Origin of the sequence: Alicyclobacillus pomorum DSM 14955, from assembly GCF_000472905.1 — a bacterium.
In the GTDB taxonomy this organism is placed as follows: Bacteria; Bacillota; Bacilli; order Alicyclobacillales; family Alicyclobacillaceae; genus Alicyclobacillus_A; species Alicyclobacillus_A pomorum.
Window position 1 is genome coordinate 50,126 of record NZ_AXAR01000012.1, and the last position, 26,855, is coordinate 76,980.

Below are 26,855 nucleotides of genomic sequence, written 5' to 3' on the forward strand. Positions count from 1 at the left end.
AGTGGAAGGTTTTATGAGATGTTTGACGAGTTGTAAAGACCTCATGCGAGGGGGAGTAGCGTGAACATTCGGAACGTCAAAGAACGAGACTACGCTCCGATTGTGAGTGTGATGGATGAGTGGTGGGGCTCTCGGAGCTCTCGGAGGTTTAGCTATTTTTGCAACTCCAAATGGCATCGGATATCCAAGTTCTTGCTCAGACACAATCGGCGTCCTGAAACTAAGCTGCGTGCTTGGGGGCTAGGGGAAACCTCGTCCCCCGTTTGTGCGAGGTCCAGAACCTGACGCACGTTGCTAGTCCGAGGCAGCCCCATGACGGAGGTACGAAATGTGGTAACCAACCCACGGATATCAGTGTGCCAACCGTCGACGAGCCTTGCCTTCGGTCCGGGCCTTTAACCTCATCACGACACGGGGCTTGACGGGGGCATATACCCCATAAGCCTAGCACTTACTGCAGTTTGCCTATGCAACAGTTTTGCATGAACATGCAGATTCACGGCTGACTCATATGGCGCTTATGGACAGGTATGTGACATAACGCCCCACCGTGAATCTACTACCGACATTTTTAATTAATCCTATTTTTTGTAGGTGTCTGAGATATGCCTTTGCGATGATTTCCATGTCTTTCTTAGAAATGCCGAATATATATATCCGTCACTTGATTGCCTATTGAGTTGTATAGACATCCAGCTCGTTTCCTCTCTGAGATGAATCGGGGATAAAGAGTCCAAGATTCTCACCGAGTTGTATCTTCTGACTGTTCGCAGGAAAATCTATGGTTGGACGCATGAAGAGAATATGATTCGCTGCAGTTATAACGGCGTTCAGACATTCATTAATATCGCGGCGCAGCTCCTCCGAATGAAGGTAGTCATACAGGGAGATATTAACAAACACCTAACGATTGACAGGACACTGATTAGTGTCCTAAAATAGGACACTGACCAGTGTCGTTTTGGAAATTGTGGTTTAGGGGCGGGTGATGTTGTCAGATAAAAGTCAAATGCGGGATGTTTATCACGCCATTGCCGATCCAACTCGGCGCAAATTGCTTCGTCTCTTGGCAGATGCAGAAGAATTGCCTCTGCATGCGTTAACGGTTCACTTTCATATGGGGCGTACAGCGGTTTCCAAGCATTTGGCGGTCCTTAAAGATGCCGGTCTCGTAACCGACCGAAGAGTCGGCAGGGAAACGCTGTATCGGCTGAATGCTGCTCCGTTAAGGCAAATTCAAGATTGGGTATCTTATTACGAGAAATTCTGGAAAGAAAGAATGATCGTTTTAAATCATTTACTACAGGAGGAACAAAAAATGAAATCCATTTCACTAGATTTTCACTTTAAGAGTCCAATCGAGAAGGTGTGGTTCGCTTTAACGGATTCGAATACTCTTTCGAAATGGATGTTTTTCAAAGAGAATGATTTTAAACCGGTCGTTGGACATAAATTTCAGTTTCGGACGGAGCCGACAGAATGGTGGGATGGAATTGTAAATTGTGAAGTACTCGAAGTGGACGAGCCTCATCGGTTATCGTACACATGGGTAAGCGGCGGAGAAAGCAATAAGGTTACTTGGACGTTGAAACAGAATGAGGATGGAACTACTCATGTGCATCTCGATCAAACCGATATCAGTTCGGAGCAAGCACTCCAAGGCGCTAAGTATGGCTGGACTAACATGTGCGGACAGCTTGAAAAGCTGTTGGAACAATGAGCGAATCTAATCAGTAGTATATCGTGGTCTCGGGCGCGAGGGAAAACAATCCGTCCGCACCTTTCTGCCGCGTATTCCGCAACCGGTGCAGACGCGATCGAAAATCTTAGCATGGCTGTTATTGTGGATCAGAAGAGGCTGGGCGGCGGTTCCCATTCCACGTTGGGCACGATTACCGATATCTCGCCTCTTCTCTCCGCCTTCTCTCTCCCGAGTGGGTCAGCCTTATGTCGGACCAGCAAACATGTTTTCTTTTAACGATCCACAAGGCATGTGTCCGGAGTGCAACGGGACCGGTCGCAGCATGTGCGTCGACATGAGTAAGGCACTGGACAAGTGAAAGTTGTTGAATGAAGGGGCAATCATGCTGCCGGGGTATACGGTGAACAGCATGGATTGGAACATGCTCGTGCAGTCGGGTCCCTTCGATCCCTACAAGAGGCTGAGTGATTATTCGGAGGAATAACTGGAACAGCTGCTTTCAGGAAGCAGCGACAGCAAGAAATGTGGATTCCTGTTGTTAGGAAATAAAGAGATAAAAGGAGCCGTGGAAATGTCCTATATCGTTGATTTTAAAAATGTGTCTACGGTTGGTTTAGAGTCTTCACCTGTAGCAGAAGCGCTTGCTGGTTTACGTGCTAATGAAGCCCGTTACTTTATGAACAAATACAAGCATGAATTTACGGTTGTACCAGCTGGCGAAAGCCGGGAGACACTTGATTATGTAAACCGAATTTTGAAAGAAGAACGTGATATTGAGTTTGCGGCTAAACCTTTAGAAACATCGCGTTTTCAAGTGGAAAATATCAAATGGGCCTACGTCTTTTATGAGGATGGTCTTGAGGTCAACGTCATGTATTCGGTTGATGACCCTAAGAAGCGGGCCGTTGGTTTTAAGCTTTCTGAGGGGATGGAGGTACCAAAGGAATTAGAAGGGAAGTTTAAGTTTGCTAGGCAGAAGTCTAAACTAGCTGGAACAATTCGTGGCTCATTTTTTGTAATTAAGGGAGAATATTAAAGTAAGCAAGAGCGCAAATTGGAGGAATCGAACCAAACAGGGCTTCCCCATCGTTATCTCGTCGGAACGGCATGTTCTGCCAGTTCCATTTTTCCATAGGCGTCATTGCTCGGTGGCTTTCAAATTAAGATCTATAGTACAAATGTTAGAAGGCATCATATTGGACAAACGGGGGCTTAAGCGCAACAAGAGGACCTCCAACAAACTGCATAAATACTGAAAATGCGGTATGTACAATACCGCATTTTTGTTCATTTAGTAGTTGCAAAAATCACGTCATGAACTACGTGAAACTCTCTGTATCGAAGGATACATATATACATTGATATAGCACGTATAATTCGTGAAATTAATACATCTTGGTAGTGATAAACGCGGGAGAATCACGGGCATCCAGTCATGGAGTGTCGTCATAAACATGTTTGCCCTACATGTGATGATGGTGAACGTGCTGATCTTCTTCTTTCCGTCTGGTGATCTCCAGGTGTCGTATAGTCCCGCGAATGCAAATACCTCCCGTTTATTCAAACGGATCCGGTAAGGCTTCTTGGTATGCCTATGCCACTATGTTATGTGGACATTATTTTAAGTGGGGATTGAAGAATAAGCAGATGACATGATATCCTAGAGATTATGCAGGAGGGTGACTCAATAGTTTATATAATAACTCAATTATATTTTATCTCGGATTAGCCTCGTTGTCAACACCATCTATAAGATTGACTAGTCGCTTAGTGACAAATTATTCTCGGGCAGAATGTGAGGCGAATTCGTCGGATGGTAAATGAAGAATGGGAAGCGGAACAGAAATACGTCCAACACGTCACGACACGCATCCATGAACGCGTTGAAACCTTAAAGCGTGAATTAGGTGGTATCAAAAAAGAAGTCGTGGAGATGCGACGCAACTTTTGGGATGATGTAACGGTTAACCTTGAAAACATCTACGAAATTTGGGAAACACATTTCGCCATTCGACAACAGGCGGAAATGCTCTCAGAAAGAGAACGTCGGTACTCGCACTCGACGGGTGTTCTAAAAACACTTGAACGATTGATGAGTTCGCCATTTTTCGGCCGGATCGACTTTGTAGAACAAGGGTCAAACGAAACAGAACGAATTTATATCGGAATTGGCTCGTTTCGCGACGAGGAAACGGACGAATTTCTCGTCTATGACTGGCGGGCACCGATTTCCAGCCTCTACTACGACCATATTCCGGGTCCTGTTTCTTTCGAAGCGTCTACCGGCAAAATTGTCGGGGAGATGACTAGAAAGCGACAATACGTGATTCGAGATGGGCAGATTGAAGTGATGTTTGATGCCGCTGTCACAATTCGAGACGAGTTGCTCATGCAGGTACTTGGACGTCATGCCGACACGCAGATGAAGAGTATTGTCGCCACAATTCAGAGGGAACAGAACGAAGTTATTCGCGACGACACATCGAGTATGCTCATCGTTCAAGGGGCAGCTGGGAGCGGCAAGACGTCTGCCGCGTTGCAGCGTGTTGCGTACCTTTTATATAAACATCGGGGGATGCTAGAAGCCAATCAAATGATCCTGTTTTCGCCCAACCCGATGTTCAACAGCTATGTCTCTACCGTGTTGCCGGAGCTTGGCGAGGAGAACATGCAGCAAACCACCTTTCAGGATTATTTACAGCATAGACTAGGCCGGACATTCGAGTTGGAGGACCCGTTTGACCATTTGGAATATCTATTGACACAACAAGGAACACCGGCTTACGAGGCCAGACTGGAAGGTATTCGCTTCAAGTCCACCCTGACCTTTTCGGACGCGCTGCGGCGCTACGCACAACTGCTGACGACAGACGGTATGTTGTTCAAGTCCGTGCGATTTCGGGATAAGGTCGTCGTATCTCGTCAGCAAATTCGCGATCAGTTCTATGCGTGTGATCCATCTTTGAGTATGCACTTGCGAATGGAATATCTTCGAGAGTGGCTTCTGGAACAAGTTGATATATTTGTGGATCGAGAGATTCACGAGCCTTGGGTCGAGGAAGAGATAGAATTGCTCGATCCCGAAGACTATGAACGAGCCTACGATCAGGTTTGCCGCATGAAGAGGGTCACTGACGCGTCGTTCAACGATTTCGACAAAGAGAAAGAGATACTGTCGAGAATGGTGGTAAATCGATATGTGGCAAAACTGCGACGCGGCATCAAACGGTTGGAGTTTGTCGACGTGCGCGGCATTTACCGTCAGTTTTTCGCAGACGAAACACTGTTTGACAAGGTTTTTCAAGGCGTTCAGATGCCATTTTTTTGGCGTGACATTTGTCAGCAAACCATCAAGCAATTGGACGAACGCAAGCTCGCCTTCGAGGACGCGACACCGTTTCTATATCTGAATGAACTGATTCAAGGAGTGACCATCAACACGGCGGTTAAACACGTTATCATTGATGAAGCACAGGATTACTCTTTACTGCAAATGGAGGTTCTACGCCGGTTATTTCCTCGTAGTCGTATGACCGCGCTGGGTGATCTAAATCAATCCGTGTTTGCACATGTTTCGGGACTCGGCAATACGAGTGGGCTTGAGACGCTCTATGGAGCAGAGAAAACGCGAGTGGTCAAGTTGCGGAGGAGTTATCGGTCCACCGAGGAAATCGTCCGCTTTACACGTGGGATGATAGATGGTGGAGAAGAGATTATTCCATTTGAGCGTCAGGGACCGAAACCGAGTGTCGTTGTGCTTGACGGGGACACGCCACACGCAGAGCAAGTGTTGAATGAAGTGAGGTCTCTAGAGGCGTGTGGCTATTCCTCGATTGCTATCATCTGCAAGACCGCGCGTGAAAGCAAACTTGCATTTGACGAGCTGGGTGACAGGCTGGCCGCATCTCTGGTGAGCAAGGAAACGGTCATGTTTAAGCAAGGGATAGTCATTATCCCGGCCTACTTAGCGAAAGGTGTGGAGTTTGACGCTGTTGTCATATATGACGGGGCGGATCACGTCTATAACAGCGAAATCGAACGACAATTATTCTATACTGCATGCACGCGCGCGATGCACGAGCTTAGAATTGTCGTGAGAGGTAAGCCTAATCGATTTATCACTTCACAAAATCCCGACACCTATACGGTCCAAATGATCAAAGAGTAGAAATACTATTTAACAAATATCATTTAGCTGAAGGACTAGCTATGGTCATCGTGGCCGGAAGAACTCGCCCGGGAGTTGAGAGCCAGCGGCGTACGAGTCGGTCATCTGGAAGTAGACTTAGCAGAGTTGGATGCGCCCGCTCGAATTTTGGACGAGGCAAGCTTAGTTCTTGGTTGACCATCGATTCTTGTCAACAACGCAACCTACTCGGAAGGATAGGGGCTGTCCACTCAACCTCATCTTGCGATAGGCTTTGAGACAGCCCCGCTGCTCTTTGGTATATATAGTGACGTGTATACATCCATCCCTCACTTGTCAAGACTTGTAGTGAATCGAAGTAGTAGTCTTGAGAGGGTGTTGAGGATGGGGATCTTCGGCCGTAAGTCAAAGGAAAAAAGCGGATCTAGAATCGTGTCTCAGCACGAAATTCAGTTAAGGACCGGTGAGAAACTTTATACAGGCAAGGTTCGGTTCAAAAACCGAATTCCCGATACGGAACCACGTTTGCCGTCAAGTCAGAAGAATCACTCATAGATTGTCAAATAGACTGACAGCCTGTACCATGATCTTGGTGGCTAGGAGGTCATGGGGGCTGTGAAACGACTTTTTGTTTGGCTACTCCGAGTGATGGTATTCATTGTGAGTGCATTCATCGTTCCTGGCATTGTGAACGCCTTGTCGGGCGGTTCACTCTCCAAAACCATCTCTGTGATTGCTTGGCCATTGTCCGAGTACCTTCATCTGATGCCTGGACCAAACGTATGGGACGGATGGAAATGGGCATACGCCGGTGTCACGGTCATCATTGAAATGTTGTTCCTCGCTGGAATGGTCGCACTGATTATCGAGCTGGTTCGTCTCGGACGTTCTCGGTTCTCAGAGCCTGTCATGCGTTCCATTGCATATATGCTCTCGCAAATCGAGATGGGGATCCGCAATGCCTGGGGGCTGGAACCACATGAGTGCAGGTTCTACTGGTTGGCGGGTCATGAGCGGGAGTACGATTATTTCACGGGTAGTCATCAGCATTTGAATGACTTGGACAAGAGGGTTATCGAGGCGGCATTTCTACGTCGAAAAGAATTGATTGCTGAAACGAATCTTCGTCAACACTATCCCACGCATTCTGCATATGAGTACGCGTTTATACGAAATGCAGGTGCTTTCAGCATGGGAATGATGGTTTTCATTAATAAACAAGGCATTCTTACAAACCCATCGAATGTGGACGCGTTTGTATCGTTGGTTGAGCCTATCATTTCTGTGGATGGATCCAAGGAAATCATGGTAGAATTGATTAAGAAGAGAGGAGTGATTGTTGTATGAAGAATACGTTAAAGACAATCGCTGAAGTTGTCCGTACGGCAGTCACGTTTTCCGATCTTCGCCCCACGAAAAAGGCTACCAAAAAAATGAACAAGTACTACGCAGGAACCGTTCGGTTAAACTTCGAGATTCCTGTAATTCGCAAGGACTGAGTGGACAAGCCCCTGGCACTGTGGGCTTTTTTTGTGTCACAAGGAGAGAGGACTCCGATGGAAGATGGAGTCCCCTCTCATTTTATTTCTTCACTGATACTTCTTCATGGAGATGGCCAGGGCTAGGGCCGTCTCCATCGGTTGCTTCGCTGCTTCTCCCGTGGAAACCGCAAACACTCGATTCCCTACCTGCCACGTCATCATGACCGTGGATATCCCAGCATTGGTCGTCACGGAAATTTCGCCCAATGTGTTCGGTACCGGAAGGAAATGCGTATGGAGGTATGCAACAGCCTCATTCGCTGTGGTCACCGGGGGCTTCGTCGTGCCGACAGCACTGACGTTGATTTTCCAACGACCTTCACGCCACAAAATGTGTGATTCGTTGTTTGCTGCATCGACCACAGCCGTTCCCGAAATCCCAGTGTTCAGGTTGATAACAGATTTCTGTCCGTTCACGCCAAACACATCTCCGAATCCACCAAGGGTTGCACTGTTCGCGTGCGCTGCGGTGTCAAACTGAGTGCCCTGGAATTGTGACACCATCTTTCCTCGCTTGTCGTTGAGCCAGACATTGTACACGACTTCCCGGCCGGGGAATGACATGGAAAACGATGTATCGACCATCGTGCGGTAAAACAGCGTATCCCCAGGCAAGACAGTGTGGGGAAACATGGTGGGTGCATACGCCCAGCTGCGCACGTCACTCGGGAGGCGGTTCATTGCCATTTGAATAATGGTCGGAAAGCTGGATGTGTGTGACGTCTTGGGAGGTCCATTCTGCTCCGCGGTCGTCGGATATTGATTGCCCATTCCCACAGTTGAGCCAGAATCGGTGTTCGTTGAACCACGGTCAGTGTTCCCTGTGTCATTTTCCGCGGAGGACACGCTGTTGGATTGTCCAGGGGGTGAACTCGGGCGATTCACCGTGTTATTTGGAGCGGTTGATGTTGTTCCTGTGGAGCAGCCAACGAGGGATAAAATCGATGCCAATGCCACAGTTGATAGGGCTATCCGTTTCATCGAGAAGCCTCCTGAAATGCAGCGCGACAACCGGTTAGTGGGGAACCCGAGGAGCAGCGCTGTCATGGTTCGTTCAGGGATCTTGACGTTGCAGCGCTGCTTTCGTGTCAAGGCTTACGACTCAATTTTTCGCTTTTCATGTGCTGGCTGAACCACTCGCGCAGTTCTCGACGCGCCACTTTTCCCGCGGCGTTGCGGGGCAATTTGTCGAGACTCCACACGCGACGGGGGCGCTTATACCCGGCCAAGTGCTGACTTAGGTATTGGCGCAATCCCAATTCCGCGTTGGCTGCGTCGATGCCTTGTTTCCATACGATGACACACACTGGCACCTCACCGAGCCTATCATCTGGAATGCCAAACGCGCATACTTCTCGGACGCCTTCATATTGAAGGACAACCTGTTCAATTTCCGCAGGATATACGTTTACGCCACCGCAAATGATGAGGTCCGCTGCTCGGCCCGTGACGTGGAGGTACCCTTGTTCGTCCAGATAGCCCAGATCCCCCGGTGCAAGGAAGCCGTCACGGCGTCGGATGTTCTGTTCAAGCAACTTTGCATCGCCGGCGTATCCTGCGAAGCCCATGCCGCTCTTGACCTGAATTTCATCGTTCACAATGCGAATGCGGGCGGGGAAGAACGGACGGCCTACGGACTCGTACACGCTGGGATTATCGGACGGTGGACAGACGGAAACAAACCCGACCTCCGAGGAACCAAAATACTCGTACATGCGGGCGTTCGGGTACACCGATTGCCATGTGCGGCGGGTCTGCACGGGCATCTTGTCCCCAGCTGTCACGCACGTGAGCGGCTTGTCCGTCGCCCACTGTGGATTCTCCTCACACACGTCCAGTACCGAGCGGTACATGGCGGGGACCATGAAGATGGCGTTCACGTCCGACTCGTTGAGCCGCTTTGCGGTGAGCGGAGGATTGAAACGGTGCTGAAGTTCTACTGTGCCTCCGATGAATAGCACGTGAAGCGCCGCGATGAGGGAGGCAGAGTAGCAGAGCGGTCCTGGGACGAGCAGGACGGTCGACTCGTTCATATGAAATTCCAGCGTCATACCGAAAAAGCTCTCTGTCCAGGAGCGGTGCGTGCGGAGCAACCCTTTCGGTGTACCCGTTGTGCCGGACGAGTAGCCGAGATAAAACACATCGTCGTCCGACAAACCCTCGTCGAGGGAGCGCGCTTCAGTACCTGTGTGGCAAAGACTGCGAATTTCCTCGAGCGAGATGCCGTCCGAGTCTGGCGAGAGACTGCTCGTTACCCACAGGCCGTCGTCGCGATGCACAATCACTCGCCAGGGACGCATCTGCTGCAGGATAGCGTCGTTCTCCTCCACAGTGAGTCGTGGGTTCATGGGTGCCACCACAAACCCCGCGTGAGCCAGGCCGAGGAACAATTCCAAGTAGGTGACGCTATTCTCCAGGTGAAGTGCGACGACGTCGCCGGGTCTGCCACCCAGCGCGCGGAATGCCTGGCCAACATTGTGAATGCCCGCAGCCAACTCGCCATACGTCAATGCCTCATCGGTGGTTCGGACGGCCACCTTGCCTGGATCATATCCTGCTTTCCACAAGACACCGTCTGCAATGCGCATGGCTACAGCTTCACCTGCTCCCACAGTGTTGCAATGCCGAGCCCGCCACCCACCCCCATGGTGGTGAGACCCAACAATCCGTTTCGACGCATCATGTCGTGAACGAGATGTGTGACCAAAACGGCACCGGAGGCTCCGTATGGATGGCCCAATGCGATGGCGCCTCCGTTTACGTTGAGTTTGTCCAACGGGATGCGAAGCTCGTCCACACAGGCCAGCACCTGTGCAGCAAACGCTTCGTTGAATTCCACCAGATCAACGTCATGGCGAGGCCGTTCCGTTCAAGCAATTTTTGCACCGCAGGCACCGGGCCGATGCCAAGGTAGTTGGGATCCACACCGACGACGACTGAATCCACGTAGCGCAGGCCCGTCGTAAACCCCATCTCGCGCGCTTTGGCGGCAGAGACCATCAGACAGACACAGGCGCCGTCGCTGATGCCACAGGCGTTTCCGGCCGTGACTGTGCCATCTTGTACAAACACGGGAGGTAGACTGCCCAGCTTCTCGAGACTTGTGTCAGGGCGTGGCCCTTCGTCTGCCGTCACCGTGGTTCCATCCGTTCGTTGCACCGGTGCAATCTCGGCAGCCAGCAGACCAGACTGTTGTGCCGCAACGGCTTTTTCGTGGCTGGCGAGGGCGAGTCTATCTTGCGCCTCCCGAGTGATACCGTACTTTCGCGCGACATTCTCGGCTGCCATGCCCATGTCTGGATCGCCAATGTGTTCCGGAGAAAAACGGGCGCGCTGGTAGACCCGAGGGCTGTCTCGGTAGAGGTTCATCGGCTTTTCCAGTTTCCACGGTGCGCGGCTGGAGCTTTCCACCCCACCCGCGAGATACACATGGCCGTGCCCGGACCGAATTTCTTGCGCGGCAAGGTGGATGGCTTGAAGTCCCGAGCCGCACTGCATGTCCACGGTGTAGCCAGGAACGTGGATGGGCAAACCAGCTTGCAGCAGAGACAGCCGCGCTACATTCCCTCCGGGACCGACGACATTGCCGAGGACCACGTTGTCCACGTGCGCTGGATTGAGAGCCGTCTCCTCGAGCAGGTTGCGTAACACGGTCGCCGCGAGATCCTCGACGGCGACGTCAGACAAGGCGCCGCCTACCTTGCCGATGGGCGTCCGCTTCGCCCATACCACGACAGCCTCGTGTTCAGCGAGACGCATTACAACCCCATCCGCCCAATTTTGTCTAACATCGTGCGCGCGGTCGTGATCATCTCGTCAAACAACTCAGCAACGGTCGGCACATTCCTGATGAGCCCCATCGATTGACCGGCCCAGGCAAACCCTTCGTCCATTCGCCCTTCAATGGCGGCGTGGCGATTTCGTTCACCGGAAATGAATGGCCTCAGTTTCTCCGCGGTGGTGCCTCTCCGTTCTTCTTCGAGAATTTTTTCCACCCATTCTGACGGTAACACGCGGCCTGGAGCGCCGATGGTCCGTTTAATCACGATCGTATCGGTCTCCTGTCCGCGCACCAATGCTTCCTTGTAAGCAGAATGCGCGATACATTCCTTTGTGGCGACAAACCGAGTTCCCATTTCAATGCCTTCGGCCCCGAGCGCCAACGCCGCCAGAAAACCGCGCCCATCGGCAATGCCGCCGCTCGCAATCACGGGAATCTGCACGGACTCCACGACGCGGGGAATGAGGACAATGGTTCCTGTATCAACTCGGCCGATGTGACCACCACCTTCTTGGCCCACTGCCATCACAGCGTCTGCGCCCAAAGATTCCGCCTTTTGCGCTTGACGAACAGTGCCAACGAGAACGAGTTTTTTCACGGGACTGTTCTCGAGCCTCCGAAGGATGGGTTCCGGATTGCCGCCTGTCAACGAGATGGCCGATACGCCTTCTTCCAGCACCACATCGATAAAGTCGTCCACCGATTTGTGCTGGCTAATGGCGATATTCACGCCGAATGGACGGTCGGTTAGAGATTTCGTCTTGCGAATTTCCTCCCGCAAGTGTTCAGGAGAGGGGAGTGAGGTTGCCGTGATTTGGCCCAAACCTCCAGCGTTCGAGACCGCCGATGCGAGTTCAGAATACGCCAGATTGGCGAGGCCACCTTGGATGATTGGATATGTAATGCCCAACAATTCGGTCACACGCGTTTTCATGTTGTTTCCCATCCTTCTACGTCCGCTATGAAAAACGGACTTGTAATTGTGAACTTACAGTCAATACAGAGTTAACATACGTTGCGCCTCAGCGCAACCCATGGCAGTTGAACATCCGTGCCTATTTGATGGTCTGAGAGGGAAAATACAAGTAGATTGGGGTCATCATCGCGCGCGAAGCCGGTGGACGCGGATGCTTGCGAATGGACAGGGTAATCCTTGTGGAGAAAGCGCTGTGCCGCGAGTTCCGGAGACGCTAGAGTGGTCTCCGGATCCACTTCGCGACGTGCGATTGCACATTCGATTCCTTGTTCTTAGAAGAAATATCCATTAGACTGGGCCGTCCGCTGCCACTGCGGCCGGCCCACATTCAACTCGCGAACAATCACTGGTTCATCTTGGCCGGCGCAGGCAACGCATGAATGGCCGTCTGCCTTTCCTTGCTCGCGGCCTTCTTAGCCCTTCTTAGGAACAGGGACATGATAAACGACACACAGGCGATGCCGGTGGCCACCAGAAAGGCGTCGTCGATTCCCTGTACCGTCGCCCGCTGCATGGCCATCCCGTATAGCATCTGCTGTGCTATCGCCATACCGGTTTGTAATGGCTGCCCGAGCTGCGCCGCCAGGCCTTGCGCCATGCTGTGCATCGTATAGTACATCTGGGGGTTCGTCGACGAGACGTTGTTCACGTACTGCGCGTAATGCAGAGTGGTACGGTTTGACATGACAGTGATGAGCAGCGACGTCCCGAGCGACGCGGCGACCATGCGCACAGTGTTCGCCGCCGCCGTGCCGTGGCTGTTCAGATGCCGCGGCAGGTGGTTCAATCCTGCCGTCATGATGGTCATCATCAAGAACGACATGCCGAACATCCGGAACGTGTATACAATCATAACGTGCATGTATGTCGTATCCATGGTCAGATGGCCCAGTTCCCACGTCGTAGCGATGGTGATGAGCAGGCCGAAAATCGCCAACGGCCGTACCCCGATTTTGTCCAGCAAGGCGCCGGAAATCGGGGACATGATGCCCATCACAATGGCGCCCGGCAACAACAGTAAACCGGAATCCAGCGGCGAATAGCCGCGGACGTTCTGGATGTAGATGGGCGTGAGAAGCGCCCCGCCGAACATGGCCATGTTGAGGACCGAGCTGACGCCGGCGGAGAGCGAGTACATGCCGTATTTGAATACGCGTAGGTTGAGCAACGGGTTTTCCGACGTCAGCTCCCGCCACACGAAAGCGGCGACGAAAATCACGCCGACGATAAGGCTCACTCGTACCTCCGAACTGCCCCAGCCATTGTTCCCGGCTTCGCTGAATCCGTACAGCAGTGAACCCAAGCCGATGGTCGAGAAGAGAAAACTCCAAATTTCGAACTTCGGCTTCGTCACGTCCGTGACATTCCTCAGAAAGATGGCAGAGACGATGAGCGCGATGACGGCAATCGGGATCACGATGTAGAACAGCAACCGCCAGGAGTAATTTTGGATGATCCAGCCGGACAGGGTCGGTCCCACGGCGGGAGCGAAGAACATCGCGATACCGATAGTTCCCATCGCTTTGCCGCGCGTCTCCGGTGGGAACAAATTCAGGATGACCGTCATCATGAGCGGCATCATGGTGCCAGCCCCGGCGGCCTGTACAATGCGTCCGATGAGCATGACACTGAATCCGGGCGACACTGCGCAGATGATGGATCCGACGGTAAAACACGACAGGGCGCCGAGAAACATTTGGCGCGTTGTGAACGTCGCCATCAGCCAGGCGGTAATCGGGATGATGATGCCGTTCGTCAGCATGTAGGCCGTCGTCAACCATTGAATCGTGTTCGCCGAGACGTTGAAGTCATTCATTAATTGCGGAATGGCTACGTTCAGCAAAGTCTGGTTCAGAATCGCCACAAACGCACCTAGAACCAACGAGGCGATAATCGGAACCTTGCGGATTTCCTCCAAATTTGGGGCGTCTGCGGCCTGATCCCGACGGATGACTACTGGTTTCATGAATAACGCCCCCTCCTTACTTGTGAATCCGCACTTCCGCGCTCATGCCAGGTTCCAGTCGGCCTCCGCTGTACCCTTGCAATTGGATCTTCACAGGGATGACCTGCGTCACCTTCGTATAGTTCGCATTGGTGTTCTGTGTCGGCAGCAGGGAGAACGACGAGGCGGTGGCCTGACCGATTTGATTCACCACGCCGCTCAAGGTCGTACCCGGGTATGCATCGACATATACGTCGACGTTCTGGCCGACCTTGACTTGACTGATTTCCGTCTCCTTCATGTTCGCGGTGACCCACAGATCATTCAGATTGTAGGCGTAGGCGAGCGGCGTACCCGGTGCCACGTATTCATTCTTCGTCACCATGGACTGCACGATGGTACCATCCACAGGCTCCGGTATCGTGATGTTCTGGGTTCCATTGGCCGTCGTCACCTGCAGGGTGCCGACCGCATCGCCTGCGGCGAATTGCGTGCCGACCGTGCCATTCCAGGATGTGATTTTACCAGCGGCCGGAGCCGCAATGACGATTTGTTGGCCTGTCACTTGGGCGTCATCCGTAGACAGGTACAGCGTGGACTGATTATAAAAGTAGTACCCGACAAATCCCGCAATGATGACAACGAGGATAATCACCACGTTCACGATAAGCATGCGTCTTGCGTTCACTATCTTCCATTCCTCCCGAGGCTACGTTATTCAGTGTTTTTGATGAATATCCAACAGTCGCCGGATGTCTTCCGGCTAGCCATTTCACAAGCGGCGCAACATCCTGCATTCGCCTGGAGTCACGGGCGCGCTAGCGCATCCATGACTTATGTTTATTCCTCCTCGCGAAAATTTTAGACTGTATACTTTTAGATCATTATAATATTTATCGATAAAACATATCAATGACTTCGCCGGAATTTGGATCAAAACGGAAACCAGGTGACCATGTTACACGTCCTCTAACAGGGAGGTGTTTGCAGGGTGGAAAGATGCAAGACATCTTTTGACCTTGTCCAATTTATCCGTTGGCGTCTCACAGGAAAAGTCTTTCGTTTGACCCCTTGACGCAATGTGTAACCAATGGTTATATTGTGACCAACGGTTACTAACCGGTGGTTATCGACCGCGTTTTGTGCCGCACATCATGTGGAAGGGAGGTATTGTCAACCATGCCGAACAGACAAGAAATCCGATCCGAAGAAACAAAGCGCGCGATTCTGACTGCCGCCGGAACACTGTTTGCTGACCGAGGGTATGATGCGGTGACCATGCGGGAGATTGCAAAAGCGGCGGGATGTTCGCATACAACCATCTATATCTACTTCAAGGACAAGGAAGCGTTGCTTCATCAGCTTTCCATGGAGCCACTCCAGTCCTTGAAAACACAAATGGAGTCTGTGCTCGGGAACGAAACCCTATCTACTGATGACCGTCTGAAATCTATCACGAAACAGTTTATCGAATTCTGCCTGGCCAACCGCAACATGTACACCGTCTTTTTCATGACGAAAGCAGCTCGGGTAGACGAGGAAGCTCCCGCTTCGGAGCTGAACAAATTGCGAAACCAGCTGTTTGGAATGTTGCGCAAAGCCATTCAAGAGGCGTTGAACCTAAGACAAGACTTCAGCGATTTGGGGTTGGCCTACGCACGGATTTACTTCTTCACGTTGCAAGGGATTCTGGCTACATATCACCAGTCAGAAGAGTCTGTCGACGCTCTGGTGGATAGGCTATCATCCACGTTCAATCTCGCAATAGACGTCCTGTTGGCCGGCTTTAAGGAAACCGCGAAAGGGGCTAGTTCGAAGTGAAAATGGAACGGGTGTCGGAGCACATCTGGAGCCTCAGGACGTGGGTGGGATTTCCGGTTCACGCGTGGTTGGTCATGGACGGTGATGGAGTCACTTTGGTGGATACTGGATTCTCTTTCATGGCGAACGGCATCTTAAAGCACTTACATCGTTTGAATGCAGGTTCGCTGCAAAGGATTTTGCTCACCCATGGGCACTCGGATCATGTCGGATCTGTGGACCGCATTGTCAAAGACACTCCCGTACCCGTTTACGCGCACCGGATTGAATTGCCGTACATGAACGGAGAGCTCATTTACCCACGCCGCAAAAAACCCGAGTTCAACATCACGAAGGGGCTGGCCCTGGCGCTTGCCGAAGACGCCAACGGGAACCTCGAGAGGGTCGCGGGGTTGAAGCCGTATCTCACACCCGGACATTCTCCTGGACACGTTGTGTATTATCACGAGGCGGATAAGGTACTGGTCGCGGGCGATTTGTTTACGTCCAAGCGCGGGAAGCTGCACAGACCGATGCCCATGTTCACGGCCGATATGGCAGAAGCCGTGAAGAGCAGTGCCATTGTGAAGACGTTGAAACCGAGACGGGTGGAAGTGTGTCATGGTGGGCCTGTCTTCAATGCTGCGGATCAACTGGAGGAATACGTCAAGACCACCGCTGCTCGGTTTTCCATTCCCAGCTATGAACTGGAGTAGACCATTACGCGAAACGGTGCGGTCCTGGAATATTGCGTGCCATCAAACGAGCAAGAGCCTGAGGAATGAATCACTCAGGCTCCGAAATTAACAACAGGTTGTTTTTAGATCACTTCGATGATTGTAGCTGGTTATCCTGTGTCGAATGGTGGGCTGAAGGGACCTGGACCGTGTATTGATTGATCCATTGCTCGTTCGTGAAATCTCTTCCCTTGACTACAACTTTATCGTTGTACACCTGAACGTAAAGTCCTTCACTGTCCCCGACCAAGCTATTCGTGACCGGATTCCACGGATTGCGAACACAAGAATCATTAAATGCTGTGAACTAACCTTGCCACATTGTTCCTGGTTGGTTTTTTAAAGTCCAGTGGCTGTGGCCGGAGAAGAAGATAACTTGAGGATACTTGTTGAGAAGACTTGTTAATTTATCAGCGTTCACAATATCATTTCCGCTTCCGGCTACTGTATTCGGAATGGGTTGATGCAAAAACACAAAAGCCGGCTTATTTCGGGGGGTATGTTTCAATTCGTTATCTAACCATTGCAACTGTGTGTCTGACAAAACGGCATTATTTAAATTACTCACTTCGTAATGCGGGATTGTTCTTTCATCTTACTATTTGGTAAATTTCGACTCACATCAATGCCGATTGCAAAACAAAGAAACCGAGGTGTCGGTCCTCGGTTTCTTCGCAAATGGGTCGCCAACGTTTTCTCAAGCTACCTCTTCATCGTCTTCCATCTTCGTTTGGCGGCGACGATGGGTGCTGATGGAGTAAAAGTAGAAAGCGAACGTCAGCTCAATCAAAAACATCAACCAGTCAATCGAAATTCCTTCTTGAAACGCGTTCGCTGAGTCTACAAACAGCGTATCGCCACCCAGGATGGCGTAGTTTAAGCTCATGAACGCAGCGATGAGCGCTGCGAGGGCACCGAGTTTGCCTACTGTTCTGTTCAACTTTCCTCGGAATCCGTAGATAGCGAGGATCAGGAACATGAGCCCTACAAATGCCTCGCCGACGAGTACCAGCGACCCGAATAACCGATAATGGGGCACGCCGATATGCTTGAGCAGACCTGCATAGAAGTGAAGTTGAACGCCTGATATGGACTGCGACAATTGGTCGCGCAGGTTTTGGTAGTAATTCTTGATGACCAATTTATTGAAGAAAGAGATCAGCCACTCGTATGCAAGGATCAGCAATAGCACAGGCACTACAGGTCTCTGCATTGTGTTACTCTTCATCGCTCATTCCTCCCTTGGCAAGTTTGTTTTCGACTCTACCAATGAAACATCAAACAGAATTCAAAATGACTGTCCATGAGAATCGCTACAGCCTGTACTTTTAGAAAGAATGGTATTTTTCAAAGGATTTACGGGTTATCGCATGGTGGTTATTCCTTGTTCATGCGTTTGGTGATCACGATGAACGGACGCATCATATCGTTGTCTTCATGCTCAAGGATGTGACAGTGCCAGGGGAATTCCCCCGCATAAGGTTCAAAGCGGGCAATAATTCGCGTAACTTGCCTTGGATTGGCACGCACCGTATCCTTCCAACCCCGCTCATTTTCATCCGGTTGCATTGGGGGACCAGTCAACACAATGTCTCCTGTTGACAAGTACTTTTCCACGTTGAATGGTTGACGGTTGACAATCTGGAAGTGGACGAGATGAATATGGATTGGATGTGTATCATCGGTTACATTCACAAAACACCACATTTCGGTGCTCCCTGCACGAATGACTTCTGTAACCGGGTCACTCCAGCGTTTTCCGTCCAACAGCAACAGCGGCCGCCCGTATTCATCCTTCGATTCAACGAGCGATAAATATCTGGTACGTCTAGCCGACTCTGCGGTGAGTGGTTCAATTCTCCCTAGATTCCTAGGTATCGAGCCCATATCTCCATCACGAGGCGGAACGGTCACCCGAAACTGCATCACTTGACCCGTCGTATCCGGATCCGCTGGCTCACCACCCGGAAACGGTGTGGGGGCACGATTCTTCAGCAAGATGTTTCTGCCCTCCATGCCCTGAAAATCCACAATGACGTCTGCTCGTTCCGCAGGGGCAAGCAGAATTTGATGAACTTTAACGGGGTGCTCGAACAGACCACCTTCGACCCCAATCTGGTAAAAAGGTTGGCCTGAGTCCAGGCTTAGTGCGTAGAACCGTGCATTCGAAGCGTTTAGAATTCGAAAACGGTATTTCCTCGGTTGGACCTCGAGATATGGCCAAACCTTTCCGTTGACCAGGATGGTATCGCCAAAAAACTCCGCAACCGCAGACGGATCTGGCGTGACACCAGGGATTACGTCCCTCGGTTGCCGTGGATACGACAAAGATCCATCGGGATTCAATGATTTGTCTTGAATGGCGAGTGGAATTTCGTATGAACCACGCGGTAAGTTCAAGGCATCTTCATGAGCATCCCGAATGATGTAAAAACCGGCTAATCCGGCATATATGTTCAAGCGGGTAATTCCGACTGCATGGTCGTGGTACCACAGCGTCGTTGCCCTTTGATGATTTGGATATTTGTAAATTATCTGTCTCCACTGGGGGCCCCGTCGCAGATATCCCTGCGTGAACCACGCCTCAGGATGTCCATCATACTTCGATTTATTCTTTCCACCATGAACATGAACAACGGTGCGTACTTGTGGTTTGTCCGCTTCGGCTCCATGTATTGTGGTATCCACCGGTAAAAGGTGTTTGTCTGGAAGATTGTTGATCCATTTGATCTTTACCAGTTCGTCCCTGCGCACTTCTATGGTTGGCCCTGGTACGGACCCCTCGTAGCCCCAAAGGGTGGTATCCGGAAGTTCAGCATGGAGTGATTGGGAGAACTGTACCATTTTCACTTCATAGTAGGTCTCGTGTACATCCCGATAAAGGGGCTGTAGAATGCCGGGAACAGGCAGTGGATCGACAAACTTGGTTAGCCGCACAAGAGTTCCCTCCCGTAATTCATGGTCATCATTAAGTAATGCAGGAGAGAAGCTCAGGATGTATCTGACTTTTCGGCGGGGTGGCGGTACTTCATCTTTCATTTCTTGCCCAGCTTCAACGTGAATCGGGAGGGCCGGAATCGCCTCATCACAAGCACGATGAACAAGATGGTAGGAACCAGGTAGATGGCCACCGCCCAGAGGCGAGAATTATCCGTTCCTGTAAGCAGTCCGTGCAGTGTCACCAAAATGAACATAGGGAACGACGCGTAATGTATGGTTCGCCATACCTTGGCAGACATCTTCTCTCTGAGGTATGACGTGATAACGAGCAGAAGCCAACCGTACAGTGTCAGGACTCCAAATCCCGTGTAAATGGGGCGATACTTCGCTGCGAAGGCAATCAGCAGACTAAATACACCAAACGGGACGGAGGTGTCCTGGTAAAGACCCCAGAGATGGAAAAAGAGAAACGGAAGGACGAGCAGCGCAGCGTATTGATGCATCTGCGTCATCAATTTGCGCAGTTTCCATTTGTCCCATATGGCACTGGTCGTCGAAACGCCGAGCAAGACCGCCAGAGACAGCAAACAGTACGACGTAAATCCTGCAGACCTGGCCATGTACCAGTAGAACTTGTTCGCGGTGGCCTGGCCTGGATTCACCACGTGGATGGCCGCATATGAACCGACAATGATGAAGAAGGTTAGCGCACAGGCAAAACCAAACGGAAACCGTTGACGTTCATTTAAAAGTTCCACGAATGGATCACCTCACCTGTATTCAACACGAGGACCCAGCCGGCCACGGTTTGATCATTAAGCCAGGTCGAGCCGCGCTCACGACCCAAGACCAGACCGACTTTCGCCATGACTTCAGCTTGAACGAGGTCCTGGTGGACCACCGTACACGAGACCACATCAGACTCAACCGGGATGCCGAGGAACGGGTCAATGATATGGTGTACGGTCTGTCCGTTGAACGTCCACTTTCGACGATACGTGCCACTCGTAGCCACTGTCATATCGGACACATCGAGTTTGAGCACATGCGCTCCGCCCGGATTGAACGGGTCAGCAATCGCCACGCACCACGGTCGTTCACCGTGTGTACCTGCACATATCATGTCTCCGCCAGCATTGAACAGAAACTGTGAAATGCCTTGTCGCTTCAGAATGTCCGCCGCCTGTTGAACAATCCACCCTTTTGCAATGCCTCCTAAGTCGATTTTGTACCCGGGTTGTAAGAACACCTCGCTCTTTGTTGTATCTACTTCAAACGGGCAAACCAACGGTGCTAAGAATGGAAGAGCATCGGTGACGTTGACGATTGGGTGGTCGCCAAGCCGATAGAAAGAGACATCATATCCGATGCTTTCTAGAACGTGTCCCAAACACGGATTGAACAGACCTTTCGTTTCCTCGAAGGACTGTTTGGCTTGTCTGAGAACTTCCACTGTATCGGGATGCACAGGCACCCACTGTCCAGGAGCAGCGTTGATCCGGCTGACGTCACTGTCTGGCCGAAACCGCGACAGCAGAGCTTCCAGCTCTTCGACTTTGTCTCGGGCGCGTTGCACTGCAATACCGACATTTGTCGATGTGGACAGGCTCTTAGGAACGACAATGTCCACTTGGGTGCCCATGGCTTGGAATGTCACATGGCTCATGGTCTCATCACGATCCGGATGAAGTGGCGTCGGGCATTGATTGTTGGCTCAATCCCGCACGTCCAGAACTGGATTGCGTCGGCGCGACGGCGGCGCTTGATGACTGCGATGTCAAGCTGGCGGTCCTCGCTTGTTTCACAGCGTTTTGCAGCGCAGTCCATGTATTTTGGTCCATCGCTCCGGTTTGCGGCAGCTGGTGTTCGGCCTGAAATGTTCTTACAGACTCCGCAGTCGCGGTGCCGTAATACTGCGTAATGGGGTGATGGAAATAACCCAATAGCGACAATTGTTGCTGGATCATGCTCACCTGCGGGCCCCGGGACCCAATTTCATACAGTCTCTTCTCAGAACTCGTACGCCCATTCTCAGATGTACTTGTTTGCAAGGCGGATGGCTTCAATGCAGGTGACTTGATTGGAGCTGAATGAGTGGCTGGGGCCGTCTCGGCAATTTGGTACCAAATCGTGAGCAGCGACCCAAAGGCAATCACGGGCGTACTCCAAGAGAGCGTGGTCAGCCACAAGCGCAATTTGCGTTCCCTGCGTTGCCGGGCGATTTGCTTTTCTTGGTCTGTACCCATGTAAATCAGCCTCCTCGTGGAACATGCTACATCTTGTACATCAAACGAAATTCAAATTGAAAGTGTTGAGCGAAGGAACGCGGTACTGTCTCTCACGACAGTACCGCGTTCCTCTATGGCTTCACATATGGTGAGAGGAATTCATCGTCTCTCAAGATGATTGAACACCCAATCCGTGCATGTAGACGAGTGTACCTCCCAAATGTCCTGCGGCAGTCACCATGACAACAGCCATAATGGAGCAAATGACGGCCAACACGGACGGCTGAACACGCTGCGGGTTCTTCCAGAAGCGCCAACCTTGTAACACCAGCGCGGCCAGCACAAAAACGCCGGTCACTTCTCCGTACTCCTTGTGTGTATGTAACACGTGTACCGCAGTACCAGGAACATGACTGAGGTAGGAGCCGCTTATCGCACCTGCAACACCAGCCGCCCCCACAGATATGAAGCTAAAAATCAGCAAAATGAGGAACGACTTGGCGGGAAAATCACTCTTGCGATAACAGAGACTGATAACCCCAGCCAGGCCAGCCAGGTAAACGAGGGCAATTGTGAAGTGTACAACCATGGGGTGAATGGTCGGTGGAAACAAATGATACAGGCTTGTCATGTACCTTTTACCTCCCGCGGTACAGGATACGGGTTGTACTTCAAAAGTATCTCAAACCCTCGTGGGTCGGTAAAAGCATTGGAATTTAAAGCTTTATCTTTTGTGGGACAACAACGGTCGTGATAACCCATGGTCCATCCATCCGTACGTCGATGCGACCTTGCATTTCTTCGACAATTCGGTTGGCAATTTTCATGCCGAACCCGCGTGTCATATCACGGGGAGGATGTACCGCAGTAGGCATGGTTTGCGCGCGGTTCTTCAAACGAAACTGAATCATATGTGACTCGGCCGTGAGGGACCATGTTGCCTCTGTATCTTCCTCGGCGTGGTCGACTACGTTTTTGCACAGCGTGCTGATCAACCGAGTCCACATTTCCGGCGTTGACATCAGAAAGAGTCCTGGTTGAGAGAAACCGGAGAGGTGAATGTTGCGTTGCTGGAGAAGTGGACGAAAGCGCTCAATCACCTCGTCCGTCAAGTCTGAGACGGCGACTGGCTGAAGATGAACTTGGAATGACTTGGCATTGAGGCGGGAGAGGTACAAAATGTCCTTGACCAGCGTGGAAGCCTCCAGGATCTCTCGTGACAAATCTTCTTGAATCTCCTTCTCGGCTACATGCGTGCTCACAATGGCATTCATGGTAGCCAGCGGTGTTTGTAGCTCGTGGGATAGCTCTACCAGCATTTCCTGATGCGCCTGCCAGGTCTTTTGAGCGGGGATAAGCGCCTTTCTCGCAATCCATAGGTGGAACAAAATGGCGCCCACTACGCCGACAGTGCCGACGAGGAACAGAAGATTTCGAACGTGTTTCAGCGTTACGTAGACTTGCTGTGTGGATTCGAATGTAACAATCTGCACGGGTACACCTGATTTCACGAACGTGTCAGAGAAAATCCGATAATGCTGATTGTTATACAGCATGTTTGTGAAATGCCCATTGCTGGTGTGGGTTAGCAGCGTAGATGGAGCAACCGGGGTGTGTTCCGACACATAATTTCCGTGCGGTGTATGGATCAGTGTATATAGACTCAGTCCCTTATCGTCGGATGTGTCCAGCAGACGAAAAATATCCTCGGAGATACGAGGAGCTGTGACTACACGTTCATGAACTTCTACGAATTCAGAACGCAAACTCATGTCGCCTTCCATGCGCAGTTGGTGATTGAGCTCCAGGTAGACAAAGCCTCCAAAACAGACCAACAGTACCACGGTGCCCAGGATCATCAAGGATGATATTTGTAAGTAAAAACGTTTCAACATGCTTTCTCACCTATACATTGGGGTGGATCATATATCCCTGGCCCCGCACCGTTTTGATGATATTTTTAATGCCCAACTGAGCACACTTTTTGCGCAGAAAGTACACGTAGGTGTCGAGCGCGTTGTCTGCGAGGTCTGCATCGGGTCCCCACACGTGATGAATCAGTTGATCGCGTTCCAACACTTGGTTCGGGTGGCGCATGAGACACTCTAGGAGTAAGTACTCCTTGCTGGATAACTCGAGGATGTTCCCGTGGTACTCCAACGTCCGAGAATTTCTGTGTAGAGTGACTTGTCCATACGTGACGTTGTCGATGGCCGTGTACCCGCCAGCGCGCCGAATCAGCGCCTCAATGCGGGCAATCAACTCACTGGAGTGAAACGGCTTGCCCAGGTAATCATCTGCGCCCGCATTTAAACCGTTCACTCGGTCCACGGGTTCGTTTCGTGCTGTGAGCATGAGAACAGGTGTATGGATCTGCAGCTTTCGTAATTTTGCCACTAGATCCATGCCGTCTCCGTCTGGAAGCATGACATCCACCACAATGCAATCGTAGGCGTTGGTCAATGCAAGGTCTATTGCGCTGAATGCAGTGTTTGTGTGATCCACGTCAAAGTCGTGTTTTTGTAAGAGCTCCTTGACCGCACGAGCGAGATGAACATCATCTTCAATCACGAGTACTCTCAACACCAAGCCCCCTCGTTCACATCGCGCAGCAACGCAGCCTGTCGAAGTGCATTCTTCGCTCACTCTAGATACCAATTCTACTTCAAAACAGATTCAATGCCTCATGCCGTCGAAATTTGCGCTTTATGTCCGATAGTATGGACGATTTTCAAAATTCCACTTGAGCGGTTCTACATGTTCGAGTATCGAGATAAAGATGATTGCCCGCTTCGGCGGTTTTTTTATTTGATACTGGCGTGTGACACCTGGTAATGGCCCAATCTTACCAAGTCAAGCATGCGTATCCTAACAGCATCTGAAAGGAAAGGGGTGTAGGTCCATGTACGATGGTGGATGTTTCGGTGGTTTTACTCGATGGGCAGTCGTGTTTCTGATTATCTTCGTACTGTTCTTCCTTTTGGTACCAGGACACGGCGTGGGATACTAATCAGACGGTTCTGAAGTATTCATTTATGTCACTACCCGCTTCGGCGGGTTTTTCATTTGCTAGGGGGAATCATATATGATAACCATTCCTACATTACCCATCACACGTCAACGGGTTCTTCCTTCCGTGAACGTAAACTTGCCGTATTTCTCATCATCCTCTTCGTCGATGTCGTCCCAGTCGACGAAGCCAGATGGCTCTCGCTTGTCGGTTGATTCCGGCACGATTTTTTCTCTCCTTCCTTTGGTGGATTGAATGCTTAGCGATTTGCGCAATTGTGACGTACAATTCTGGTGGCATGTTGCAAACAGAGCATTCTTAGAAACAGGATACGGTGGACCATATCCAATGGTTCGAGCATTCTGCGGATAAGCGAGATTGACATCGGACTCATTATATATCCGACTCAACGAAATTTATATCATACTGGTGATCCTCTCTGGCGTCTATGGTGCAAACTGACCGGATAGAGGATGCACACGCTACTGTATGCAATCGTACACGAGGTGGTCTTTTGAAGTGGTTCGCGGCGTGGCCGAAGGGGGTCCCCCTGTTACTGGTCAATTCGTTTCTCATGTCCGTCGGGTTTTATGCGCTCATTCCCAACCTTTCCGTATACCTCACCCATGTTTTACAATGGTCTCCCTTGTTGGCAGGAATCCTGTTGATGGTACGGCAGTTTGGTCAGCAGGGGCCGATGATGTTGACAGGGATGATTGCGGATAGAGTGGGATACCGGGCCACCCTCTCCATTGGATTTCTGATTCGCGGAATTGGGTTTGCCATGTTTGCCTTCAATACGAGCGTGGTCTGGATCTTTCTTTCCGCGATGGTCGCAGGCATTGGAGGGAGTTTGTTTGAGCCGACTGGCGACGCGGCACTTGCAACCCTGACGGACGAATCGTCCAGGTCACGGACGTACGCTGTGAAAAAGGTCAGCGATAATCTCGGGATGGTGTTCTCTGCGCTGATTGGTACCTTGCTCGTATCCGTGAGTTTCCGCTTACTATCTTTGGTTTGCGGAGCCGTTTTTGTGTTGGCGGGTCTGTTGACCTATTTTCGCCTGCCATCCATTCAGGTCCAAGTCAAACCGATGCCGTGGCGTCACATGTGGGGGACGGTTTCGCGGGACAAACCTTTCATCCATTTTGTAGCGGTGATGGTAGGGTATTTCTTCATGTACATGCAGTTGTACCTCACCATTCCGGATCGGGTTGTTGAAATGACGAACAAGGCCTCCTCTGTGTCTATCGTGTTTCTGACGCTGTCCGTGATGATGATTTTGTTCCAGGTGCCCATCAACACCATGGTGTCCAAATACAATGCGATTCTCACTGTTCAATGGGGATTGCTGAGTATGGGGGGAGGACTCTTCCTCTTCGGGTTGTCCAATTCAATATGGGTACTGCTCGTGGGAATCATCTTGTTTTCCGTTGGGGTAATGACTGTGCAGCCGGCAAGCTTTGACGTAACCTCCCAACTCTCTGACCCCAAATTGACAGCCACGTACTTTGGTTTTTACTACTTGGCGATGGCCATCGGAGGTGCTCTGAGCCAAGGCACGGGCGGACTGTTGTTGCAAGTGGGGGCAGCCATTGGTGTGCCAAGCCTGGTTTGGTGGGTGGCGGGGGCCGTTGCGGTTCTCTCGGCTGCAGGTGCCGGTCCACTACGAGAAGCGCTCCTGAGACATCGTGAGTCTCAGGTACAGTCGTAGACTGGGTGCCCGGTACATATTCTTCAAGGGCCCGAATGGGGAGCACCTGGACTTGTTTCAACCGGGTCGCTAAGCAAGGCCGGTTCAATCCTCTGGCGCCACGTGTCGGGGGCTCCGCTCATTCGCAACCGCCCCGTTTGTGGAGGCGGTTGTGTTATGTCAGCGATGTGCAAAATCACGACTCTAGAGCAATTTTGCAAATCGCTCATGTGGCTATAGAAATATCGAGTGAATGCCGAGTAGTGACATCATGCCTGCAAAGATGCAGAGAACAAGCACCGTTCCTGATACCGCCCACGCCAGGTCATTCCAGGGAAAACGTTTCATGGTGTGA

The 26,855-nt window shown here is 51.1% G+C and carries 21 protein-coding genes and 4 pseudogenes; 10 read left to right on the forward strand and 15 right to left on the reverse strand.

Features of this window, described 5'->3' with window-relative positions:
* Nucleotides 1-1,009: 1,009 nt before the first annotated feature.
* The 4 genes and pseudogenes from YWK_RS22510 to YWK_RS0112560 all read left to right on the forward strand — a co-directional run.
* A pseudogene (locus YWK_RS22510) lies at nucleotides 1,010-1,225 on the forward strand (ArsR/SmtB family transcription factor); the annotation flags it as partial.
* Between the two features lie 93 nt (nucleotides 1,226-1,318).
* The gene (locus tag YWK_RS22515; protein ID WP_026965116.1) at nucleotides 1,319-1,720 is read left to right on the forward strand and encodes an SRPBCC family protein; all 402 of its coding nucleotides are present in this window, start codon (nucleotides 1,319-1,321) and stop codon (nucleotides 1,718-1,720) included.
* A 64-nt stretch (nucleotides 1,721-1,784) separates the two neighbouring features.
* Nucleotides 1,785-2,183 (forward strand): annotated as a pseudogene (locus tag YWK_RS22520) (excinuclease ABC subunit UvrA); the annotation flags it as partial.
* Nucleotides 2,184-2,273: 90 nt separating this feature from the next.
* Nucleotides 2,274-2,738, forward strand: coding sequence for a hypothetical protein (locus tag YWK_RS0112560; protein ID WP_026965076.1), 465 nt, complete (start codon nucleotides 2,274-2,276; stop codon nucleotides 2,736-2,738).
* A 276-nt stretch (nucleotides 2,739-3,014) separates the two neighbouring features.
* Here YWK_RS0112560 and YWK_RS22890 read toward each other — a convergent pair.
* A pseudogene (locus YWK_RS22890) lies at nucleotides 3,015-3,290 on the reverse strand (SOS response-associated peptidase family protein); the annotation flags it as partial.
* Nucleotides 3,291-3,515: 225 nt separating this feature from the next.
* Here YWK_RS22890 and helD point away from each other — a divergent pair.
* The 3 genes from helD to YWK_RS21920 all read left to right on the forward strand — a co-directional run bounded on the left by helD (nucleotide 3,516) and on the right by YWK_RS21920 (nucleotide 7,348).
* Nucleotides 3,516-5,870: an RNA polymerase recycling motor HelD gene (helD, locus tag YWK_RS0112565; RefSeq protein ID WP_035466952.1), complete on the forward strand. Its 2,355-nt coding sequence runs from the start codon at nucleotides 3,516-3,518 to the stop codon at nucleotides 5,868-5,870.
* A gap of 594 nt (nucleotides 5,871-6,464) precedes the next feature.
* Nucleotides 6,465-7,196: a hypothetical protein gene (locus YWK_RS0112570; RefSeq protein ID WP_026965078.1), complete on the forward strand. Its 732-nt coding sequence runs from the start codon at nucleotides 6,465-6,467 to the stop codon at nucleotides 7,194-7,196.
* Nucleotides 7,193-7,348 carry a hypothetical protein gene (locus YWK_RS21920; RefSeq protein WP_156909142.1) on the forward strand — a complete coding sequence of 52 codons (156 nt, stop codon included), beginning with the start codon at nucleotides 7,193-7,195 and terminating at the stop codon, nucleotides 7,346-7,348. The genes YWK_RS0112570 and YWK_RS21920 overlap by 4 nt, the downstream gene beginning before the upstream one ends.
* 90 nt (nucleotides 7,349-7,438) lie before the next feature.
* Here YWK_RS21920 and YWK_RS0112580 read toward each other — a convergent pair whose 3' ends face one another.
* The 6 genes and pseudogenes from YWK_RS0112580 to YWK_RS0112605 form a co-directional block, all read right to left on the reverse strand.
* Complete coding sequence (locus YWK_RS0112580) at nucleotides 7,439-8,371, reverse strand: hypothetical protein (RefSeq protein WP_026965079.1); 933 nt, start codon at nucleotides 8,369-8,371, stop codon at nucleotides 7,439-7,441.
* 107 nt (nucleotides 8,372-8,478) lie between these two features.
* A complete protein-coding gene (locus YWK_RS0112585) occupies nucleotides 8,479-9,978 on the reverse strand; it encodes a class I adenylate-forming enzyme family protein (RefSeq protein ID WP_026965080.1) in 1,500 nt (499 codons plus the stop codon).
* Nucleotides 9,979-9,980: 2 nt separating this feature from the next.
* A pseudogene (locus YWK_RS19820) lies at nucleotides 9,981-11,149 on the reverse strand (thiolase family protein).
* Entirely contained in the window at nucleotides 11,149-12,105 is a 957-nt protein-coding gene (locus YWK_RS0112595) for an NAD(P)H-dependent flavin oxidoreductase (RefSeq protein ID WP_026965081.1), read from the reverse strand. The pseudogene YWK_RS19820 and the gene YWK_RS0112595 overlap by 1 nt, the downstream one beginning before the upstream one ends.
* Nucleotides 12,106-12,490: 385 nt before the next feature.
* Complete coding sequence (locus tag YWK_RS19825; RefSeq protein ID WP_051375559.1) at nucleotides 12,491-14,113, reverse strand: DHA2 family efflux MFS transporter permease subunit; 1,623 nt, start codon at nucleotides 14,111-14,113, stop codon at nucleotides 12,491-12,493.
* 16 nt (nucleotides 14,114-14,129) lie between these two features.
* Nucleotides 14,130-14,780 carry a beta-barrel domain-containing protein gene (locus YWK_RS0112605; protein ID WP_026965082.1) on the reverse strand — a complete coding sequence of 217 codons (651 nt, stop codon included), beginning with the start codon at nucleotides 14,778-14,780 and terminating at the stop codon, nucleotides 14,130-14,132.
* 491 nt (nucleotides 14,781-15,271) lie between these two features.
* On the opposite strand from YWK_RS0112605, the gene YWK_RS0112610 reads away from it, so the two are divergent.
* A complete protein-coding gene (locus YWK_RS0112610) occupies nucleotides 15,272-15,913 on the forward strand; it encodes a TetR/AcrR family transcriptional regulator (protein WP_026965083.1) in 642 nt (213 codons plus the stop codon).
* A complete protein-coding gene (locus tag YWK_RS0112615) occupies nucleotides 15,910-16,608 on the forward strand; it encodes an MBL fold metallo-hydrolase (protein WP_026965084.1) in 699 nt (232 codons plus the stop codon). The genes YWK_RS0112610 and YWK_RS0112615 overlap by 4 nt, the downstream gene beginning before the upstream one ends.
* Before the next feature lie 718 nt (nucleotides 16,609-17,326).
* On the opposite strand, the gene YWK_RS0112620 is transcribed toward YWK_RS0112615, so the two are convergent.
* The 8 genes from YWK_RS0112620 to YWK_RS0112655 form a co-directional block, all read right to left on the reverse strand.
* A complete protein-coding gene (locus YWK_RS0112620) occupies nucleotides 17,327-17,857 on the reverse strand; it encodes a hypothetical protein (protein WP_026965085.1) in 531 nt (176 codons plus the stop codon).
* 149 nt (nucleotides 17,858-18,006) lie between these two features.
* Nucleotides 18,007-19,566, reverse strand: a complete 1,560-nt coding sequence (locus tag YWK_RS0112625) for a multicopper oxidase family protein (protein ID WP_026965086.1) — start codon at nucleotides 19,564-19,566, stop codon at nucleotides 18,007-18,009.
* A 98-nt stretch (nucleotides 19,567-19,664) separates the two neighbouring features.
* Nucleotides 19,665-20,327, reverse strand: a complete 663-nt coding sequence (locus YWK_RS0112630) for a ferric reductase-like transmembrane domain-containing protein (protein WP_026965087.1) — start codon at nucleotides 20,325-20,327, stop codon at nucleotides 19,665-19,667.
* Nucleotides 20,315-21,235: an FAD:protein FMN transferase gene (locus YWK_RS0112635; RefSeq protein ID WP_026965088.1), complete on the reverse strand. Its 921-nt coding sequence runs from the start codon at nucleotides 21,233-21,235 to the stop codon at nucleotides 20,315-20,317. Before YWK_RS0112635 ends, YWK_RS0112630 begins: the two co-directional genes overlap by 13 nt.
* A gap of 7 nt (nucleotides 21,236-21,242) precedes the next feature.
* On the reverse strand, nucleotides 21,243-21,815 hold the full coding sequence (locus tag YWK_RS19830) for a peptidoglycan-binding domain-containing protein (RefSeq protein ID WP_051375561.1): 573 nt from the start codon (nucleotides 21,813-21,815) through the stop codon (nucleotides 21,243-21,245).
* Between the two features lie 151 nt (nucleotides 21,816-21,966).
* Nucleotides 21,967-22,428: a DUF2231 domain-containing protein gene (locus YWK_RS0112645; RefSeq protein WP_026965089.1), complete on the reverse strand. Its 462-nt coding sequence runs from the start codon at nucleotides 22,426-22,428 to the stop codon at nucleotides 21,967-21,969.
* Nucleotides 22,429-22,513: 85 nt separating this feature from the next.
* Complete coding sequence (locus YWK_RS0112650) at nucleotides 22,514-23,692, reverse strand: sensor histidine kinase (protein WP_026965090.1); 1,179 nt, start codon at nucleotides 23,690-23,692, stop codon at nucleotides 22,514-22,516.
* Nucleotides 23,693-23,702: 10 nt separating this feature from the next.
* Nucleotides 23,703-24,380, reverse strand: a complete 678-nt coding sequence (locus YWK_RS0112655) for a response regulator transcription factor (protein WP_026965091.1) — start codon at nucleotides 24,378-24,380, stop codon at nucleotides 23,703-23,705.
* A 941-nt stretch (nucleotides 24,381-25,321) separates the two neighbouring features.
* Here YWK_RS0112655 and YWK_RS19835 point away from each other — a divergent pair.
* Nucleotides 25,322-26,521 carry an MFS transporter gene (locus tag YWK_RS19835; protein ID WP_051375562.1) on the forward strand — a complete coding sequence of 400 codons (1,200 nt, stop codon included), beginning with the start codon at nucleotides 25,322-25,324 and terminating at the stop codon, nucleotides 26,519-26,521.
* The last annotated feature ends 334 nt before the right edge of the window (nucleotides 26,522-26,855 follow it).